Origin of the sequence: Actinokineospora sp. UTMC 2448, assembly GCF_024760565.1 — a bacterium.
Classification (GTDB): Bacteria; Actinomycetota; Actinomycetes; order Mycobacteriales; family Pseudonocardiaceae; genus Actinokineospora; species Actinokineospora fastidiosa.
Map to the genome: position 1 here is coordinate 6,521,415 of NZ_CP031087.1, position 18,001 is coordinate 6,539,415.

Consider the following 18,001-nt stretch of genomic DNA (forward strand, 5'->3'; position numbering starts at 1 on the left):
AGGTACGTCAGCACTGCGCTTGCTCCTCATCGGACTGGACCGGGTCGACCAGACCGGCCTCGCACATGGTGGCGGCCACGGACGGCTCCACCGTGTCCAGCACCGGCTTCGGGAAGATCCCGAGCGCGACGACCAGCAGGACCAGCGGGGCGAGCACGAGCTTCTCCCGCCCGGACAGGTCCGCGATGGCCTTCCTGGCCCCGACCTCGGGGGCCACGACCGCGCCGGGGCCGCCCGCCGCGCCGACGATGGCGTCGCCGCGCAGCGGGCCCTGCATGATCCGCTGGTACAGCCACAGCACGTACAGCGCGGCCAGGACCATGCCCACCGTGGCGATGATCGTGTGGACGGGCGCGTTCGGGAACGAGCCGATCAGCACCAGGAACTCGCTGATGAACGAGTTGGTGCCGGGCAGCGACATGCTGGACAGACCGGCGATGAGCAGCATGCCCGCCAGCACCGGGGTCAGCTTGGCCATGCCGCCGTAGTCGGCGATCCGCGCCGAGCCGCCCCGGAAGATCACCATGCCCAGCACCAGGATCAGCATGCCGGTGGCGATGCTGTGGTTGACCATGTAGGTCACCGACCCGGTCAGCGACTGCGTGCTGAAGGCGAAGATGCCCAGCGCGATGAAGCCGAAGTGGGCGATCGAGACGTAGGCGACGAAGCGCTTCATGTCGCTCTGGCCCGCGGCCAGCAGCGAGCCGTAGATGACGCCGACCGCGGCCAGCAGCAGCACCAGCCAGGACAGCTCCTTGCTGGCGTCGGGGGTCATCGGCAGCAGGAAGCGCAGGAACCCGAAGGTGCCGACCTTGTCCAGGATGCCGACCAGCAGCACCGCGACGCCCATCGGCGCCTCCGCGGTGGCGTCCGGCAGCCAGGTGTGCACCGGGACCAGCGGCGCCTTCACCGCGAAGGCGATGAAGAAGCCGAAGAAGATCCAGATCTGGGTGGTCAGCGGCGCCGCCGAGACGACCGGGACCAGTTCCTCCCACAGGAACGTGCCCTGGCCGAGGGTGTCGGAGGCCAGCGAGTACGCCGCGATCACCGAGGCCAGCATGATCAGGCCGCCGAGGAAGGAGTACAGGAAGAACTTGACCGCCGCGTACTGCCGGTTCGCCCCGCCGTACGACCCGATCAGGAAGTACATCGGGATCAGCATGATCTCGAACAGCACGTAGAACAGGAACACGTCGGTCGCGGCGAACACGCCGACGGTCAGCGCCTGCTCCAGCAGGATCAGCGCGAAGAACCCGCCCTTCGTGCGGCCCTCCGGCAGCCGGTCGGCCCAGCCCGCGCCGATCACGATCGGCACCAGCAGCGCGATGACCGCGATCATCACCAGCGCGATGCCGTCCACGCCCCAGGCGATGTGCACGCCGAACGCGGGGATCCAGTCCAGCGTGGTGCCCAGCTGCAGCCGCTCGCCCGCCGGGTCGTACAGCGACCAGGCGACACCGGCGAGCACCAGCTCGACGACGCTGAACGCCAGCGCCGCGAGCTTGGCCGTCTTGTCGTTGCCGCGCAGGGCGACGGTGACCGCCGCGCCCACCAGCGGGACGGCCAGCAGCGCCCAGAGCACCCAGGAGTCGGCCGTTGACGTCATGCGAACCTCACCATCAGCAGTGCGGCGATCACGAGGATCGACCCGCCGAGCATGGACAGCGCGTAGGAGCGCACGAAGCCCGTCTGCGTGCGGCGCAGGCGGCCCGAGCTGCCGCCCAGGCCCGCCGCGATGCCGTTGACCAGGCCGTCGACGCCGCGGTTGTCGACGAAGACCAGCGCCCGGGTCAGCCACGTGCCCGGCTTGGCGAACAGCGCCTCGTTCAGGTGGTTGCCGTAGAGGTCCGCGCGCGCGGCCCGGACCGGCCAGGACACCCGCTGCGGCCGCTCGACCGGCTGCTCACCCCGGGCGAACAGCAGGTACGCCAGGCCCGCGCCGATGACCATCGCCACGGTGGCCATGACGGCGACCATGCCGTGGGAGACCAGGCCCTCGCGCTCGGCGACCGCGCCGACGCTGGGCTCCAGCCACTCGGGGAGCATCGTGGCCAGGATGCCGCCCGCGGCGACCGAGCCGAACGCCAGGATGATCATCGGGATGGTCATCGTCGAGGGCGACTCGTGGGGGTGGTAGTCCTTGCCGTCCTCGCTCTTGAGCCCTTCCCAACGCGGCTTGCCCAGGAAGACCAGGACCAGCAGGCGGGTCATGTAGAACGCGGTCAGCAGCGCGCCGAGCAGGGCCGCGCCGCCGAAGACCCAGCCGCGCCACCCCTCCTCGCCGAACGCGGCGTAGATGATCTCGTCCTTGGAGAAGTACCCGGACAGGAACGGGAAGCCGATCAGCGCGAGGTAGCCGAGGGCGAAGGTGGCGAAGGTGATCGGCATCTTCTTCCACAGCCCGCCCATGCGGCGGATGTCGCCCTCGTCGTTCATGCCGTGCATGACCGAGCCCGCGCCGAGGAACAGCCCGGCCTTGAAGAAGCCGTGGGTCAGCAGGTGCAGGATGCCGAAGGCGTAGCCTGCCGGGCCGAGGCCGACGGCGAGCATCATGTAGCCGATCTGGCTGACCGTCGAGTACGCCAGGACCTTCTTGAAGTCGTCGTAGGCGCAGCCGATGACGCAGCCCAGCAGCAGCGTGAACGCGCCGACGATCATCACGACCAGCCGCGCGTCCGCAGCCTGCGGCAGCGAGTAGATCGGGCTGGACCGGGCGATCAGGTACACGCCCGCGGTCACCATCGTCGCCGCGTGGATCAGGGCGGAGACGGGGGTCGGACCGGCCATCGCGTCGGGCAACCACGCCTGCAGCGGGAACTGGCCCGACTTGCCGCACGCGCCCAGCAGGAGCAGCAGCCCGATGGCCACCACGACCGCCGTCGACTGCCCGCCGATCTGCTCGAACACCCCCGCGTAGGAGGTGGTGCCCATCGTCTTGAACATGAGGAAGATCGCCAGGGCGAGGCCGACGTCGCCGACCCGGTTCATCAGGAACGCCTTCTTGGCGGCCGTGGCCGCGTAGCCGCGGCCCTGGTACCAGCCGATCAGCAGGTACGAAGCGAGGCCGACGCCCTCCCAGCCGAAGTACAGCGTCACGAACCCGTTGCCCAGCACCAGCAGCAGCATCGCGGCGATGAACAGGTTCAGGTAGGCGAAGAACCGGCTGCGGTCCTCCCGCTCGTGGCCCATGTAGCCGATCGAGTAGATGTGGATCAGCGCGCCCACACCGGTGATCAGCAGCACGAACGTCAGCGACAGCGGGTCGATCCGCAGGGCGATGTCGACGTCGAGGGAGCCGACCGGGATCCACTCGAACAGCAGCAGGTCCTGCGTGCGCTGGTCGGGGCTCAGCCCGGTGCTCTCGAAGAACAGCACCAGGCCGTAGACGAACGCGCCCAGCACGGTCGCGCTGCCCAGCAGGTGCCCCCAGCCCTGCGCCCGCCTGCGCCCGGCCAGCAGCAGCACGGCCGCGCCGAGCGCGGGGAGCGCCAGCAGGAGCCAGGCCTGCGACGCGGCCCCGGTCGCGGGGGCGACCTCAGCAGCGAGGTTGATGCTCACCGAGTTCCCCTTAGTACTTCAGCAGGTTCGCGTCGTCGACCGACGCGGTCCGGCGGGTGCGGAAGATCGACATGATGATCGCCAGGCCGACCACGACCTCGGCCGCGGCCACGACCATCACGAAGAACGCCATCACCTGGCCGTCCAGCGACCCGTTGATCCGGGCGAAGGTGACCAGGGACAGGTTCACGGCGTTGAGCATCAGCTCGATGCACATGAACACCACGATCGCGTTGCGCCGCACCAGCACGCCGACGGCGCCGATCGTGAACAGCAGCGCCGAGAGCAGCAGGTAGTAGGTGGGCGTCATTTCCCGTCCTCCTTGCCGGTGAGCGCCTTCGCGTCCGGCTCGGCTCCCTCGCCTGCGACGGCCTTGCGGTCGTCGTCGAGGGTCTCGGCGACGGTGGCGTCGATCAGCCGGGACAGCGACTCCGGGGCGACCGAGCCGTCGGGCAGCAGCGCCGGGGTGGCCACCGAGTTGGCGGTGGCGAACACGCCGGGGCCGGGCAGCGGCGACGGGCGGTCGTGCTCGCCGCGGAAGCGGGCGACGACCAGCTCGCGCTGGGTGCGCTTGCCCGAGCGCGACCGGTCGATGTAGCCCAGGATCATCGCGCCGACCGCGGCGGTGATCAGCAGCGCCGAGGTCAGCTCGAACGGGAACAGGTAGTCGGTGAAGATCGCCCGGCCGAGGCTCTCGACGTTGCCGCCGTTGGCGTTGGGCCCGTCCAGCCCCAGCGGGGTGACCTCGGTGAGCGAGCGGGCCAGCGCGCCGACGACCAGCACGGCCATGCCGACGCCGAGGACGGTCGCCCACAGCCGCTGCCCGCGCAGCACCTCGACCACCGAGTCCGATGAGTCGCGGCCGACGAGCATCAGCACGAACAGGAACAGCATCATGATCGCGCCGGTGTAGACGATGATCTGCACGAACCCGAGGAACGGGGCCTGCTGGACCATGTAGAGCACGCCCAGGCTGAGCATCGTCATGACCAGGAACAGCGCCGAGTGCACGGCGTTGCGGGCGAAGATCATGCCGAGCCCGCCAGCCAGGGCCAGCGGCCCGAGGATCCAGAACGCCACGGCCTCGCCGGTGGAGACCGCCGCGGCCTCCTGGGCCAGAAGCATCGCGCTCACTCCGCCTCCCCGGAATCAACCGTGGTGGTCGCGTTGAGCTGGAACACGCCTGCTCGGCGGGTGCCCGCGGCTGAGTCGCGTTCCGTTCCCCTTGGGTGCGGTTGGCAGCGACTCGCGGTCGACAGAAGGTCCGTCACTTGCCCTCCCCATTCGTCGCCAGCTCCGGGCCGCGGACGTAGTAGTCCTGCTCCGTGTCGCCGAGGCGCATCGGGTGCGGCGGCTGCTCCATGCCCGGCAGCAGCGGCGCGAGCAGCTGCTCCTTGGTGTAGATCAGCCGCTGCCGGTCGTCGTCGGCCAGCTCGAACTCGGTGATCATCGTCAGCGAGCGGGTCGGGCAGGCCTCGACGCACAGGCCGCAGCCGATGCAGCGCAGGTAGTTGATCTGGTAGTCGGCGCCGTAGCGCTCGCCCGGGGAGTAGCGCTCCTCGTCGGTGTTGTCGCCGCCCTCGACGAAGATCGCGTCGGCCGGGCAGGCCCACGCGCACAGCTCGCAGCCGACGCACTTCTCCAGCCCGTCCGGGTGCCGGTTGAGCTGGTGGCGGCCGTGGTAGCGGGGCGCGGCGCCCGGCCAGTCCTCCGGGTACTCCTCGGTCACGACCTTCTTGAACATCGTGCCGAAGGTGACCCCAAAACCCTTGAGCGGATCGAAAATGCTCATTGCTCGGTCTCCTTCTCGGCCGGTCCGCCGACCGCGGCGGGCTGGCGGCGCCTGCGGGCCCGCACGGCCTTGGGGCTGTTCTTGTCCGGCACCTGCAGGTCCAGCGGCGGGACCGGGTAGCCGCCGCCGGTCAGCTCGACCGGCTTCGGGCCCTGCTGGACGGTCTTCTCCGGCAGCAGGAAGCTCAGCCCGATCAGCAGGAGCAGCAGCACGCCACCGGCGACGAGGATCGTGGTCGAGGAGATCTCGCCCTCGGCGCGGAAGGCGCGGATGGCGGTCACGCCGACGATCCACACCAGGTTCGCCGGGACCAGGAACTTCCAGCCCAGCCGCATGAACTGGTCGTAGCGCAGCCGGGGCAGCGTGCCGCGCAGCCAGATGAAGACGAACAGCAGCAGCAGCGTCTTGCCGAAGAACCAGATCATCGGCCACCAGCCGCTGTTGAACATGTTGTCGTTGATCAGCGAGATCGGCCACGGCGCCATGTACCCGCCGAGGAACAGCGTGGTGCACATCGCCGAGACGATGACCATGTTCACGTACTCGGCGAGGAAGAACAGCGCGAACTTCATCGAGCTGTACTCGGTGTGGAAGCCGCCGACGAGCTCCGACTCGGCCTCGGGAAGGTCGAACGGGGCGCGGTTGGTCTCGCCGATCATCGACACGAAGAAGATGAGGAAGCTGGGCACCAGGGTGACCGCGAACCAGATGCCCGTCTGCGCGTCCACGATGTCCCCTGTGGACAGCGACCCGGCGTGCAGGATCACCGCCACGATGGACAGGCCGAGCGCGATCTCGTAGGAGATCACCTGCGCCGCCGAGCGCAGGCCGCCGAGCAGCGGGTACGGCGAGCCGGACGACCAGCCCGCGAGCACGATGCCGTAGACGCCCAGCGACGAGCAGGCCAGCACGACCAGCACGCCGACCGGCAGGTCGACCAGCTGCAGCACGGTGCGCTCGCCGAAGATGCTCACCTCGGGTCCGAACGGGATCACCGAGAAGGCCAGGAACGCGGGCACCGTGGACACGATCGGCGCCAGGAAGTAGACCTTCCGGTCGGCCGTGTCCGGGATGATCTGCTCCTTGAACGGCAGCTTGATCGCGTCCGCGAGGGATTGCAGCCAGCCGCCGGGGCCGACCCGGTTGGGGCCGGGGCGGTGCTGCATGCGGGCGACGACCTTGCGCTCCCAGATGATCATGAACATGGTCATCAGGGCGCCCAGCGCGAGCAGGGCGACGCACTTGATCAGGATCAGCCAGAACGGGTCGTCGGCCAGGAGTTCAGCCCTGGTCATGCGTTGCCTCCCTCGGAGCCTGCCACGGACACGACGTCGCCGTGGCCAGCGCCCAGCGTCGCGCGCAGCGCGGAGCCGGGTGAGTTCGCGGGCAGCCAGACCACGCCGTCGGGCAGGTCGGCCACGTGCACCGGGACGTCGACCGTGCCGCGCGCGGTCGACACCCGGGCGGTCCCGGTGACGGCCACGCCCAGCCGGGTCGCGGTGTCCAGCGACATGCGGGCGTAGACCGGGCGCCGGGTGCCCGCCAGGTGCGGCTCGCCGTCCTGCAGCGAGCCGTTGTCCAGCAGCATCCGCCAGGACGCCAGCACGGCCTCGCCGTCGCCTGCGGTCCTCGGGGCGGCGGCGACGTCCGGCGCGCCCACCGAGCGGGCGACGGCGTTCTCGCCGGTCAGCTTGGCCAGGTCGGCGGCGGCGGCCTCCGGGGTCTGGGTGAACAGGTCGGCGTCCATCTCCACGGCGAGCGTGTCGAGCACCCGGCAGTCCGGCAGCGCGCCGCTGGTCTCCAGCGTGGTGCCGAACGGCCTGCGGCGGCCCTCCCAGTTGAGGAAGCTGCCCGACTTCTCCACCGCGGCCGCGACCGGGAGCACCACGTCGGCCAGCGCGGTGACCGCGCTGTGCCGCAGCTCCAGGCTGACCACGAAGCCCACCTCGGCCAGCGCGCGCAGCGCCAGCTCCGGATCGGCGAGGTCGTACGGGTCGACGCCGCCGACCACCAGGCCGCCGAGCTGTCCGGCCGCCGCGGCGGCCAGGATCGCGTCGGTGTCGCGGCCCGGCAGCGCGGGCAGCGCGCCCTCGGCCAGGCCCCAGACCTGCTCGACGGCGGCCCGCGCCCCGGCGTCGGCCACCGGGCGCCCGCCCGGCAGCAGCGTCGGGACGGCGCCGGCGTCGAGCGCGCCGCGCTCGCCCGCGCGGCGGGGGATCCAGGCGACCTTCGCGCCCGTGCTCGCCGCCAGCCGCAGGACCGCGCTGAACAGGCCGGGGATCGCCGCGGCGCGCTCGCCGACCAGGATCACCGCGCCCTCGGCGCCCAGCGCCGCGTTGACGTCGGGCGCGTGCTGGGCCAGCGCGTCCAGCGTCCTGGGCTCCGCGCCGGGGGCGCAGGCGAGCAGCGTGCCCATGGTCTTGGTGACGCTCGGGCTGCTCCACTGCCCCACGTGGAACACCTTGGCGCGCTTCGTGCGGGCCGCCTTGCGCAGCCGCAGGAAGACGATCGGCGCCTCCTCCTCGGGCTCGAACGCCACGCACAGCACGGCGGGGGCGTTCTCGATCCCGGCGAAGGTGACCCCGTCGTCCGGCGAGGTGTTCACCACGGTGGCGGCGAGGAAGTCCAGCTCCTCGGCCGAGTGCGGCCGGGCGCGGAAGTCCACGTCGTTGGTGCCCAGGGCGATGCGGGCGAACTTGGCGTAGGCGTAGGCGTCCTCGACGGTCAGCCTGCCGCCCGCCAGCACGCCGACGCCCTGGTCCCGGGCGGCCAGCAGGCCGTCCGCGGCCACCCGCAGCGCCTCGGTCCAGCTCGACTCGACGAGCTCACCGGTCTTGGCGTCGCGCACCATCGGCCGGGTGATCCGGTCGGGCTGGGTGGTGTAGCGGAAGGCGAAGCGGCCCTTGTCGCAGATCCACTCCTCGTTGACCTCGGGGTCCTCGCCCGCCAGCTTGCGCATGACCTTGCCGCGCCGCCAGTCCGTGCGCTCGGCGCAGCCGGACGAGCAGTGCTCGCACACGCTCGGCGTCGAGACCAGGTCGAACGGCCGCGACCGGAACCGGTAGGCGGCGCTGGTGAGCGCGCCGACCGGGCAGATCTGGATGGTGTTGCCGGAGAAGTAGCTCTGGAACGGCTTCTCCTCGGCGATGCCGATCTGCTGCTGCGCGCCGCGCTCCAGCAGCTCGATGAACGGGTCGCCCGCGATCTGGCTGGAGAACCGCGTGCAGCGCTGGCAGAGCACGCAGCGCTCGCGGTCGAGCAGCACCTGGGTGCTGATCGGGATCGGCTTGGCGAAGGTCCGCTTGGTCTCGTGGAAGCGCGAGTCCGCGCGGCCGTTGGACATCGCCTGGTTCTGCAGCGGGCACTCGCCGCCCTTGTCGCAGATCGGGCAGTCCAGCGGGTGGTTGATGAGCAGCAGCTCCATCACGCCCTGCTGGGCCTTGTCGGCGACCGGCGAGGTGTGCTGGGTCTTGACGACCATGCCGTCGGCGACCGTGATCGTGCAACTGGCCTGGGGCTTCGGCATCGGCCGACCGCCCATCTCGACCTCGACCAGGCACTGGCGGCAGGCGCCTGCCGGGTCCAGCAGCGGGTGGTCGCAGAACCGCGGGATCATGATCCCCAGCCGCTCCGCGGTGCGGATGACCAGCTCGCCCTTGGGCGCGTCGACCTCGACCCCGTCGATGGTCAGCCGCACGTGGCCTTCCGGGACGGGCCTGTCGGTCTTGGGGTTCTCCGGGGCGATCGTCATGACTGGACTCCGGGCTGGGCTCCTACGAGTTCCGGATTGCGCTTGCGGTTCTTCTCGCACAGCGCAAGGAACTCGTCGCGGAAGTACTTGATGCCGCTGGTGATCGGGCTGACCGCGCCGTCGCCGAGGGCGCAGAAGCTGCGGCCGAGGATGTTGTCGCAGATGTCGAGCAGCGTGTCGATGTCGGACTCGGTGCCCTCACCGGCGACCATCCGCTCCAGGATGCCGGTCAGCCAATAGGTGCCCTCGCGGCACGGCGTGCACTTGCCGCAGGACTCGTGCTCGTAGAACTGGGTCCACTTCATGACCGCCCACGGCACGGACACGGTCTCGTTGAAGACCATGACCGCGGTGGTGCCCAGCATCGAGCCCGCCTCGGCCGCGCCCTCGAAGTCCAGCGGGACGTCGAGGTGCTCGGCGGTGAACATCGGCGTGGACGAGCCGCCCGGGGTCCAGAACTTCAGCGGGACGCCGTCCTTCATGCCGCCCGCCATCTCCAGCAGCTCGCGCAGCGTGGTGCCCAGCGGCGCCTCGTACTGGCCGGGGTTGGTCACGTGCCCGGAGATCGAGTAGATCTTCGGGCCGGGCGACTTCTCGGTGCCCATCGTGCGGAACCAGTCGCTGCCGCCGTTGACGATGAACGGCACGCTGGCGATGGTCTCGACGTTGTTGACCGTGGTCGGCGCGGCGTAGAGACCGGCGGCCGCGGGGAACGGCGGCTTGAGCCGGGGCTGGCCGCGGCGGCCCTCCAGCGAGTCCAGCAGCGCGGTCTCCTCGCCGCAGATGTAGGCGCCCGCGCCCGCGTGCACGACGATGTCGAGGTCGTAGCCCGAGCCGAGGATGTCCTTGCCCAGGTAGCCCGCGTCGTAGGCCTCGCGCACGGCGGCGTTGAGGCGGCGGATGCAGTGCAGCGCCTCACCGCGCACGTAGATGAAGCAGTGGTGCGCCCGCATCGCGTACGAGGCGATGATGCAGCCCTCGATGAGCGAGTGCGGGTCGGCCATCATCAGCGGGATGTCCTTGCACGTGCCCGGCTCGCCCTCGTCGGCGTTGATCACCAGGTAGTGCGGCTTGTCCTCGTTGGGCGGCATGAACGACCACTTGACGCCCGCGGGGAAGCCCGCGCCGCCCCGGCCGCGCAGGCCGGAGGCCTTGACCAGCTCGACGAGCTGCTCCGGGGTGCCCTTGAGCGCCTTGCGGATGGCGGTGTAGCCCTCCAACTGCTCGTAGGTCCTGATGGACCACGAGTTCGGCGACAGCCACCGCTTGGTCAGCACCGGCGTGACCGGAGCCGGCTTGGCAGGAGTGCTCATTTCTTCTGCACCTCCGGGAGGGCCACGTCGTCGGGCATGGCCGGAGCGACCCAGCCGCGCTCGTGGGCCAGCTTCGCGCCGCGCAGCGTCTCCACCGCGGCGGACGGTCCGTCCACACCGGCCTGGTACTCGGCCTCGTCCTCCGGGAAGAATCCGGCCAGCTCCAGCTCCGCGGTGCGGAAGTCGCGCAGCGGCGCGCCCCGGGTGGGCGCGGGGCGCTCGCCGTTGCGCAGCTTGTCGACCAGCTCGACCGCGGAGTCCACGGTCTGGTTGTCGAAGTACTCGTAGTTCACCTGGATGACCGGGCCGAGGTCGCAGGCGGCCAGGCACTCGGCGTGCTCGAGGGTGATCGAGCCGGGCGCGCCCGGCTCCCCCGCCGTCTCGTTGTGGCCCAGGCGCTTCCCGTCGGCGCCCAGGTGCTCCCCGAGCCTGCGGTAGATGTCGTCGCCGCCCAGCACCGCGCACAGGGTGTTGGTGCAGACCGACACCAGGTGCTCGCCGCAGGTCTTGCGCTTGTACATCGTGTAGAACGTGGCGACCGCGCTGACCTCGGCGGGCGTCAGGCCCAGCTGCTCGGCGCAGAAGTGGATGCCCGCCTGGCTGACCCGGCCCTCCACCGACTGCACCAGGTGCAGCATCGGCAGCAGCGCCGAGCGCGACTGCGGGTACCGGGCGACGATCGCCTCGGCGCGCTCGACGGTCTTGGCGTCGAACACGCTCAGGTCCGGCGTGCCCTCCTCGACCAGGTGCTCCGCCGGGACGGGCGCGATCTTCACCACGTCGACGTCCGGCACGGTCTCCTGGTGGGTCGGGCCGCCGCCGACGCTGGAGCCGCCGTAGGTCTTGCCGGTGTTCAGGGACTCCGCGCTCACCGGTCACACCCCCCCATCACGGGATCGATCGAGGCGATGGCCGCGATCACGTCGGCGACCATGCCGCCCTCGCTCATCGCGGGCATCGCCTGCAGGTTCACGAAGCTGGGCTCGCGCACGTGCACGCGGACCGGGCGGGTGCCGCCGTCGGAGACCAGGTGGTAGCCCAGTTCGCCGCGCGGGGACTCGACCGGCACGTACACCTGGCCCGCCGGGACCTTGAAGCCCTCGGTGACCAGCTTGAAGTGGTGGATCAGCGACTCCATCGACTGGCCCATGATCTTGCGGACGTGCTCGAGGGAGTTGCCGAGCCCGTCGGAGCCGATGGTCAGCTTGGCGGGCCAGGCGACCTTGGCGTCGTCGACCATCACCGGGCCGGGCTCCAGCCTGCGCAGCGCCTGCTCGATGATCCGCAGCGACTGGTGGATCTCCTCCAGCCGCAGCAGGTACCGGGCGAAGGCGTCGGCGTCGGTGGAGGTCGGGACCTCGAAGTCGTAGTCCTCGTAGCCCAGGTACGGCTCGGTCTTGCGCAGGTCCCAGGCCAGGCCCGCGGAGCGCAGCACAGGGCCGGTGATGCCCAGCGCGAGGCAGGCGTCCACGGGCAGGTAGCCGACGTCCTTGAGGCGGTTGCGCCAGATCGGCTGGCCGGTGAGCAGCTTGTCGTAGTCGGGCAGCCGCTTGCGCATCACCTTGATGAAGCCGGTGACCTGCTGGTGGTAGTCGTCCGGCAGGTCCTGGGCGACGCCGCCGGGACGGATGAACGCGTGGTTCATGCGCAGGCCGGTCAGGTGCTCCAGCAGGTGCAGCGCTTCCTCGCGCTCGCGGAAGCCGGAGGTCATCGCGGTCAGCGAGCCCAGCTCCATGCCGCCGGTGGCCAGCGCGACCAGGTGCGAGGAGATGCGGTTGATCTCCATCAGCATGACCCGGATCGTCTGCGCGCGCGGCGGGGCCTCGATGCCGAGCAGCTTCTCCACCGCCAGGCAGTAGGCGGTCTCGTTGTGCAGCGGCGCGAGGTAGTCCATGCGCGTCACGAACGTGACGCCCTGGGTCCAGGTGCGGTACTCGCAGTTCTTCTCGATGCCGGTGTGCAGGTAGCCGATGACGCTGCGCGCCTGGGTGACGGTCTCGCCCTCCAGCTCCAGCACCAGGCGCAGCACGCCGTGGGTGGACGGGTGCTGCGGGCCCATGTTGATGACGATGCGCTCGTCGTGCTGGGCGTCCTCGAGCACCTCGTCCCAGTCGCCACCGGTGACGGTGTAGACCTTGCCCTCGGTGGTGTTGCGCGCTTCCGCGTAGTCGTGCGTGGTCACGAGTACGACCTCCGCTGGTCGGGCGGAGGGATCTCCGCGCCCTTGTACTCCACCGGGATGCCGCCCAGCGGGTAGTCCTTGCGCTGCGGGTGGCCGTCCCAGTCGTCCGGCATGAGGATCCGGGTGAGCGCGGGGTGCCCGTCGTAGACGATGCCGAACATGTCCCACGCCTCCCGCTCCTGCCAGTCGGCGGTCGGGTAGACCTCGACCACCGACGGGATGTGCGGGTCGTCGACGTCGACGGAGACCTCCAGGCGGATGCGCCGCCGGTAGGTCATCGAGGTCAGGTGGTATACCGAGTGCAGGCGCTGCGGGATGTCCACGCCGTAGTCCACACCGGACAGCGAGCTGCACAGCTCGAAGCGCAGCGCGGGCTCGTCGCGCAGCGTCCAGCACAGCGCGACCAGGTGCTCGCGGGCGACGTAGAGGGTGATCTCGCCGCGGTCGACGGTGACCTGCTGGATCGCCGCGGCGGGGATGTCGCGGGTGGCCATGGCCGCGTGCAGGTCGTCGGCGAACTCGTCGAACCAGCCGCCGTAGGGCCGCTCGGCCGGGACCGGGACGTAGGCGGGCAGCTGCAGGCCGCCGAAGCCGGAGGTGTCGCCGGAGCCGGAGACCTGGAACATGCCCTTGCGGGTGCGGCCCGCGACGACGGGCTCGGCGGCGACCGGCTCCCGGTGCTCGGCCGGGCGGGCGAGGTCGGTGTCGGCCTCGACGCCGGTGTCCGGGCGCGCGGCGCTGGAGCCCTCGGCGCCGACCGGCGGGGAGGCCTGGGCCTCTGGGGTGGTGGGGTTCTCGTCAGCCATGGGTCACTTCTTCGCGAATTTCACCGAGGACGGGATCAGCTCGGTACGGAGCCCCTGCTCGGCGCGGATGGCGGCGCGGGTGGCGTTGATGGGCTCGTCGGCGATCTTGGCGTGCAGCTTCAGGATCGCGTCGAGCAGCATCTCCGGGCGGGGCGGGCAGCCGGGCAGGTACATGTCGACCGGGACGATGTGGTCGACGCCCTGCACCACGGCGTAGTTGTTGAACATGCCGCCGGAGGACGCGCACACGCCCATCGCCAGCACCCAGCGCGGCTCCGCCATCTGGTCGTAGATCTGGCGCAGCACCGGGGCCATCTTGTTGGTGACCCGGCCCGCGACGATCATCAGGTCCGCCTGGCGGGGGGAGGCGCGGAAGGCCTCCATGCCGAAGCGGGCGATGTCGTAGCGCGGGCCGCCGGTGGTCATCATCTCGATGGCGCAGCAGGCCAGCCCGAACGTGGCGGGCCACAGCGAGTTCTTGCGGCCCCAGTTGACCAGCTTCTCCAGACTGGCCAGCAAGATGCCGTTCGGGAGCTTCTCCTCAAGACCCATTGGTTTCTCCCGTCAGTTCCAGTCCAAGCCGCCGCGGCGCCACACGTAGGCGTAGGCGAAGCCGACCGTGGCGATGAACAGGAAGATCTCGACCAGGCCGAACAGGCCCAGCACGTCCGCCGACACCGCGAACGGGTAGAGGAACACCATCTCGATGTCGAACAGGATGAAGAGCATGGCGGTCAGGTAGTAGGCGACCGGCACGCGTCCGCCGCCGATGATCGGCTGCGGCGACGGCTCGATCCCGCACTCGTAGGCCTCGAACTTCGCCCGGTTGTACCGGGACGGCCCGACCAGCGGCCCGAGCAGCGCCGAGAAGACGGCGAAGGCCGCCGCCAGCGCGAACATGACCACCAAGGGGAGATAGATGCCCAGGTCGTTCGTCACGTCCTGGGCGAGCTGCACCGACACCCTCGCGTCCTTTCCCCGGCGTCCTCCGGCCGAACCCTAGGGGCCCGCGATCGCGCCAATGGTCATTAGGCGGACCTAACCGGACGGGTCAATGCTTGTGAAAACCTTCACAAGCGAGACCGCTCACTTGTGAAAGCGTTCACAGCACCGGGGCCAGTCTAGGACGTGGCTCACAGCCGTTTTCGCGCCCCCCTGAGCGCCGCTCACCTGCGCTAACGCGATGCTTGCGTGAGCAATCAGACACTCGGCGCCATGCGCGTCGCCGCGGTGATCACCCGATCGAAGGCATCGCCGTCGCGCTGGTCGTAGAGGCCCGCGAGCAACTTCAGGACCAGCTTCATGAGCGTCTTGCGCGGCAGGCCGTACTTGGTGGCGGTGCGCATGACGGTGGGGTTGCCGATCAGTTTGGAGAAGATGTTGCCCAATCGGTAGTAGCTGCCGAGGGCCTCCCGCATGGCCACGGGGTACCCCTCCAGCGCGCGCTCGCGGGCCGGGCCCTCCGCGCGCGCCATCGCCTGCACGACGATCTCCGCGGCGATGCGGGCGGACTCCATGGCGTAGCCGATGCCCTCGCCGTTGAACGGGTTGACCATCCCGCCCGCGTCGCCGACGAGGAGCAGGCCGGGCGTGTAGTGGGGGGTGCGGTTGAAGCCCATCGGGAGGGCCGCGCCGCCGATCTTGCCCTTGGCGTTGTGCTCGCGCAGACCCCACTCCTCCGGCGTGCCGTCGAGCCAGGAGCGCATGAGCTTGCGGTAGTCGGTGGTGCCGAATGCCTTGGAGGTCGACAGGATGCCCAGGCCCGCGTTGATCGTGCCGTCGCCCATGCCGAAGATCCAGCCGTAGCCGGGCAGGAGCACGGGGTTGTCGGGGTCGGACCGGTCCCAGAGCTCCAGGTGCGACTCCAGGTAGTCGTCCTTGCTCCGAGGGGACTCGTAGTAGCGGCGCACGGCGACGCCCATGGGCCGCTTGTCGATCTTCTCAAGGCCGACGCTCAGCGCGAGCCGAGCGGAGACGCCGTCGCAGGCGAGGATCAGCGGGGCCTTGTAGGTGACGGGGACCCTGTCCGGGCCCGCCTTGGCGTTCACCCCGATGACGCGGCCGGTGGCGTCGGTGATGGCGGAGTTGACGGTGGTGTTCTCCAGCAGCCGCGCGCCCGCACGCTGGGCGGTGCGGGCGAGCATCTCGTCGAAGTCCTGCCGGGGCCGGACGACGCCGTACGGGGGGAAGGAGGCGAGGTCGGGCCAGTCGAGTTCGAGGGTGACGCCGCCGCCGACCACGCGCAGACCGCGGTTGTGCAGCCAACCCGCCTGCTCGCGGGTGTCGATGCCGAGGTCGATCAACTGCTTGACGCCCCGGGGGGTCAGGCCGTCGCCGCAGACCTTCTCGCGCGGGAAGGTGGACTTCTCCAGCAACAGGACGTCCAACCCCGCCCGGGCAAGGTAGGTCGCCGCGGTGGAGCCAGCCGGTCCCGCCCCGACGACGATGACCTCAGCGTCCTCGCCCGCCTTGCGACGGCTGATCGACATGCTCACTGGACCTCCTAGACCCGCCTACCCCGGCGAGTCTAGAGGGGTGGCCGCAGGCGGTCCGCGCGATCAAGGTGCCTGGGCATCCGGCTCTCGGCTCGCCCTCCACCTCATCAATCAACTGTCATCTCAAACTCAAAACGATCCGACTCGTTGTCACGAATATCGTAAGCCACAACCTTGTTGATCAGGTCGACAATTCGCCCAAAGTCTCGCTCCCCAAGGGCCTCACGACTATGCGAAGCATGCGTCCAGATCAACCGCACAGGGCGAGGAACGTCGCGGTACAGCCTGTCCCAAAGCGCATCCAGATTGGCACCATAATAGGGGCCGAAGTCCAACGCGGCCGCAATCTCACGGTGAAACTCGGCGACACTGCCAATCTTTCGTCCGTCAATTTCGACCCTCAATGATCGCTACCTCCAGTTCGGCAAGCGGTAGTACGTCTTATAGTGGTCGTGGGTGACATAGGCGAGCCCGTCATTCGAGTAAGTCAACCGTGTCCCGGGCTGCTTCGCCCTGCTCATACCGCCCGTTAGACCGATGTCAGCCTCGTACCATACCCGTCCTGCGACATCAGGCAACTGGCTGTCGCTGTTCTCGAACACATCACCGCCGATCTGGCCGCCCGGCACGTGATTATTCAACGCCTTACCTGGTTTCCAACCCGCCGCTTTTGCTTGGTCCTTCGTCACATAGTTCGACGGCAACGCACCAGTTTGCCGGAGACTATCCACCACAGGGTTCGCAATTTCGGCGGTCCTCAACTGTTCGGCGAACTGGGCATGCCGTTTTGCGCTAAGACCCGGTCGACGACACACCTCTCCGTGATCATCGTCGTTGTGGACGAGAACGCCGATAGGCGCGTTCGCCCCGACAGTCGAAACATAATAGGTGTGCAGGTCGTCAACCGTGAGGTTGTAAACTTGCCGCCGCTCGCTCAGCGGCCTTACGCCTGCGACCGTTGCAGGCCGGTGGTCCGCGGTTTTGAAGGTGTAGCCCGGCTTCAGGTCCTCCGCGTGGACCCACTTCTGCAGCGACTCCACCCAGAACGGGTGCTCATCCGTCGCCGTGATCTTGCCTGTGCCGTCGGCGGTGTCGACGGTGATCTCGTACAGCAGTCGTTCCGACTGGTGTGATCGGACGTCGGTCACCACGCGGGGGCCGGATTCACCGGTGGTGGGGTCGGTGGCGAGGACCACGTCGCCGACTCGCATGTCCTTGATCGGTTTCCGTGTCCCATCCGCCAGGAGGACGGGGGTGTCACCGGTGAAGCTGTTCGAGTTCAGCTGGGCCTTGGACGACGCGGAGCAGGAGCCGTTGGTGGCGGTTCCTCGGGCCGTCTTGCCTTGTTCGGATGGGCCCTTCTTCCGGCGGTCCAGCAGATCCACGACGCCGTCGAGCATCGGGATTCCGCTGCCCGCCATAACCTCCGCGGCCGCGGTCTCGGCGGCCTCCTTGACCACCTCATGACCGACGCCCAGCATCGTGTCGTAGATCTTGTCGTACACACGATTGACGTCCGGGACGTTCGACACGGCCTGCTGGACGTACCTGGCCGGGGCGTTCGCGACGGCGGAGACCAGGTTCTTCGGGTTGGCCATCGTCGGCTTGAGCATCGACTTCAGGACCGGCATCGGGTTGCGCTTCACCGCGTACGCGACCGCTGCCTTCGCCTTCGCCGTCCGTGCCACCGCCGCCAGGTAGGCGGCTCGGGCCGCGGCGGCTCGGCGGGCCGCTGCGGCTGCCGCCGCGGCGTTCGCCTTGCGCGGATTGGGGGCTGCCTTCGCGCCCGACGGCACGTCGCCCTTGCCCGCCTTGCGGCCGCCGGGGATCTCCTTGTCGTAGCGCTTCGTGGGCTGCCACTTGGACGGGACCGGGGGTGTGCCTGCCGCGGCCGTCACCGACCCGGTGATCGCCCTGGCCGGGGCGGAGAACCGCTACTTCTTCCAGGACGACGTCGGCAACGCCTACTTGGTCTTCGCGCAGCCCTACCCGGCGCAGCCGAGCGCGGCGATGGCGGCGGGGGCCCCTGAGGTGAAGCAGGTCAAGAAGGTCGACCAGAAGGTGACCACCTTCCGGGTCGGCGGCTGACGTGCCGAGGGTGCGC

At 69.7% G+C, this 18,001-nt stretch carries 17 protein-coding genes; 1 reads left to right on the forward strand and 16 read right to left on the reverse strand.

The genetic code is table 11. From position 1 onward, the window contains the following. Nucleotides 1-7: 7 nt before the first annotated feature. The 16 genes from Actkin_RS30090 to Actkin_RS30165 form a co-directional block, all read right to left on the reverse strand. Nucleotides 8-1,606 carry an NADH-quinone oxidoreductase subunit M gene (locus Actkin_RS30090; RefSeq protein WP_189209430.1) on the reverse strand — a complete coding sequence of 533 codons (1,599 nt, stop codon included), beginning with the start codon at nucleotides 1,604-1,606 and terminating at the stop codon, nucleotides 8-10. Beyond that, entirely contained in the window at nucleotides 1,603-3,552 is a 1,950-nt protein-coding gene (gene nuoL, locus Actkin_RS30095) for an NADH-quinone oxidoreductase subunit L (protein ID WP_189210120.1), read from the reverse strand. Before nuoL ends, Actkin_RS30090 begins: the two co-directional genes overlap by 4 nt. Nucleotides 3,553-3,568: 16 nt before the next feature. After that, complete coding sequence (gene nuoK, locus Actkin_RS30100; RefSeq protein WP_189209429.1) at nucleotides 3,569-3,868, reverse strand: NADH-quinone oxidoreductase subunit NuoK; 300 nt, start codon at nucleotides 3,866-3,868, stop codon at nucleotides 3,569-3,571. Then, on the reverse strand, nucleotides 3,865-4,683 hold the full coding sequence (locus tag Actkin_RS30105; protein ID WP_258908048.1) for an NADH-quinone oxidoreductase subunit J: 819 nt from the start codon (nucleotides 4,681-4,683) through the stop codon (nucleotides 3,865-3,867). The genes nuoK and Actkin_RS30105 overlap by 4 nt, the downstream gene beginning before the upstream one ends. 142 nt (nucleotides 4,684-4,825) lie before the next feature. Then, nucleotides 4,826-5,350: an NADH-quinone oxidoreductase subunit NuoI gene (gene nuoI, locus Actkin_RS30110; protein ID WP_189209428.1), complete on the reverse strand. Its 525-nt coding sequence runs from the start codon at nucleotides 5,348-5,350 to the stop codon at nucleotides 4,826-4,828. Continuing rightward, on the reverse strand, nucleotides 5,347-6,645 hold the full coding sequence (gene nuoH, locus Actkin_RS30115; protein ID WP_258905095.1) for an NADH-quinone oxidoreductase subunit NuoH: 1,299 nt from the start codon (nucleotides 6,643-6,645) through the stop codon (nucleotides 5,347-5,349). The genes nuoI and nuoH overlap by 4 nt, the downstream gene beginning before the upstream one ends. Continuing rightward, nucleotides 6,642-9,101, reverse strand: a complete 2,460-nt coding sequence (locus tag Actkin_RS30120) for an NADH-quinone oxidoreductase subunit G (protein WP_258905096.1) — start codon at nucleotides 9,099-9,101, stop codon at nucleotides 6,642-6,644. The genes nuoH and Actkin_RS30120 overlap by 4 nt, the downstream gene beginning before the upstream one ends. Beyond that, nucleotides 9,098-10,414, reverse strand: a complete 1,317-nt coding sequence (gene nuoF, locus Actkin_RS30125; protein ID WP_258905097.1) for an NADH-quinone oxidoreductase subunit NuoF — start codon at nucleotides 10,412-10,414, stop codon at nucleotides 9,098-9,100. Before nuoF ends, Actkin_RS30120 begins: the two co-directional genes overlap by 4 nt. Next, nucleotides 10,411-11,190 (reverse strand): NADH-quinone oxidoreductase subunit NuoE, encoded by a 780-nt coding sequence (gene nuoE / locus Actkin_RS30130; RefSeq protein ID WP_396123013.1) that lies wholly within the window; start codon nucleotides 11,188-11,190, stop codon nucleotides 10,411-10,413. The genes nuoF and nuoE overlap by 4 nt, the downstream gene beginning before the upstream one ends. 92 nt (nucleotides 11,191-11,282) lie before the next feature. After that, nucleotides 11,283-12,596 (reverse strand): NADH-quinone oxidoreductase subunit D, encoded by a 1,314-nt coding sequence (locus Actkin_RS30135; protein ID WP_189209424.1) that lies wholly within the window; start codon nucleotides 12,594-12,596, stop codon nucleotides 11,283-11,285. Beyond that, nucleotides 12,593-13,402, reverse strand: a complete 810-nt coding sequence (locus tag Actkin_RS30140) for an NADH-quinone oxidoreductase subunit C (protein ID WP_258905099.1) — start codon at nucleotides 13,400-13,402, stop codon at nucleotides 12,593-12,595. Before Actkin_RS30140 ends, Actkin_RS30135 begins: the two co-directional genes overlap by 4 nt. A 3-nt stretch (nucleotides 13,403-13,405) precedes the next feature. Continuing rightward, nucleotides 13,406-13,954, reverse strand: coding sequence for a NuoB/complex I 20 kDa subunit family protein (locus Actkin_RS30145; protein WP_189209422.1), 549 nt, complete (start codon nucleotides 13,952-13,954; stop codon nucleotides 13,406-13,408). Between the two features lie 12 nt (nucleotides 13,955-13,966). Further along, nucleotides 13,967-14,365, reverse strand: a complete 399-nt coding sequence (locus Actkin_RS30150; RefSeq protein WP_258905100.1) for an NADH-quinone oxidoreductase subunit A — start codon at nucleotides 14,363-14,365, stop codon at nucleotides 13,967-13,969. 236 nt (nucleotides 14,366-14,601) lie between these two features. Further along, nucleotides 14,602-15,891, reverse strand: coding sequence for a geranylgeranyl reductase family protein (locus Actkin_RS30155; protein ID WP_258905101.1), 1,290 nt, complete (start codon nucleotides 15,889-15,891; stop codon nucleotides 14,602-14,604). Nucleotides 15,892-16,004: 113 nt separating this feature from the next. Then, nucleotides 16,005-16,301 (reverse strand): barstar family protein, encoded by a 297-nt coding sequence (locus Actkin_RS30160; RefSeq protein ID WP_258905102.1) that lies wholly within the window; start codon nucleotides 16,299-16,301, stop codon nucleotides 16,005-16,007. Nucleotides 16,302-16,307: 6 nt separating this feature from the next. Continuing rightward, a complete protein-coding gene (locus Actkin_RS30165; RefSeq protein ID WP_258905103.1) occupies nucleotides 16,308-17,795 on the reverse strand; it encodes a polymorphic toxin-type HINT domain-containing protein in 1,488 nt (495 codons plus the stop codon). On the opposite strand from Actkin_RS30165, the gene Actkin_RS30170 reads away from it, so the two are divergent. Next, nucleotides 17,776-17,985, forward strand: a complete 210-nt coding sequence (locus Actkin_RS30170; protein ID WP_258905104.1) for a hypothetical protein — start codon at nucleotides 17,776-17,778, stop codon at nucleotides 17,983-17,985. The genes Actkin_RS30165 and Actkin_RS30170 overlap by 20 nt on opposite strands. Nucleotides 17,986-18,001 lie beyond the last annotated feature (16 nt).

Coding starts and splice junctions, on each gene's coding strand:
- Actkin_RS30140 (WP_258905099.1), bottom strand. CDS start 13,402: ATGGCTGACGAGAACCCCACCACCCCAGAGGCCCAGGCCTCCCCGCCG.
- nuoI (WP_189209428.1), bottom strand. CDS start 5,350: ATGAGCATTTTCGATCCGCTCAAGGGTTTTGGGGTCACCTTCGGCACG.
- nuoK (WP_189209429.1), bottom strand. CDS start 3,868: ATGACGCCCACCTACTACCTGCTGCTCTCGGCGCTGCTGTTCACGATC.
- Actkin_RS30105 (WP_258908048.1), bottom strand. CDS start 4,683: ATGCTTCTGGCCCAGGAGGCCGCGGCGGTCTCCACCGGCGAGGCCGTG.
- Actkin_RS30155 (WP_258905101.1), bottom strand. CDS start 15,891: ATGTCGATCAGCCGTCGCAAGGCGGGCGAGGACGCTGAGGTCATCGTC.
- nuoH (WP_258905095.1), bottom strand. CDS start 6,645: ATGACCAGGGCTGAACTCCTGGCCGACGACCCGTTCTGGCTGATCCTG.
- nuoF (WP_258905097.1), bottom strand. CDS start 10,414: ATGAGCACTCCTGCCAAGCCGGCTCCGGTCACGCCGGTGCTGACCAAG.
- Actkin_RS30090 (WP_189209430.1), bottom strand. CDS start 1,606: ATGACGTCAACGGCCGACTCCTGGGTGCTCTGGGCGCTGCTGGCCGTC.
- Actkin_RS30120 (WP_258905096.1), bottom strand. CDS start 9,101: ATGACGATCGCCCCGGAGAACCCCAAGACCGACAGGCCCGTCCCGGAA.
- Actkin_RS30145 (WP_189209422.1), bottom strand. CDS start 13,954: ATGGGTCTTGAGGAGAAGCTCCCGAACGGCATCTTGCTGGCCAGTCTG.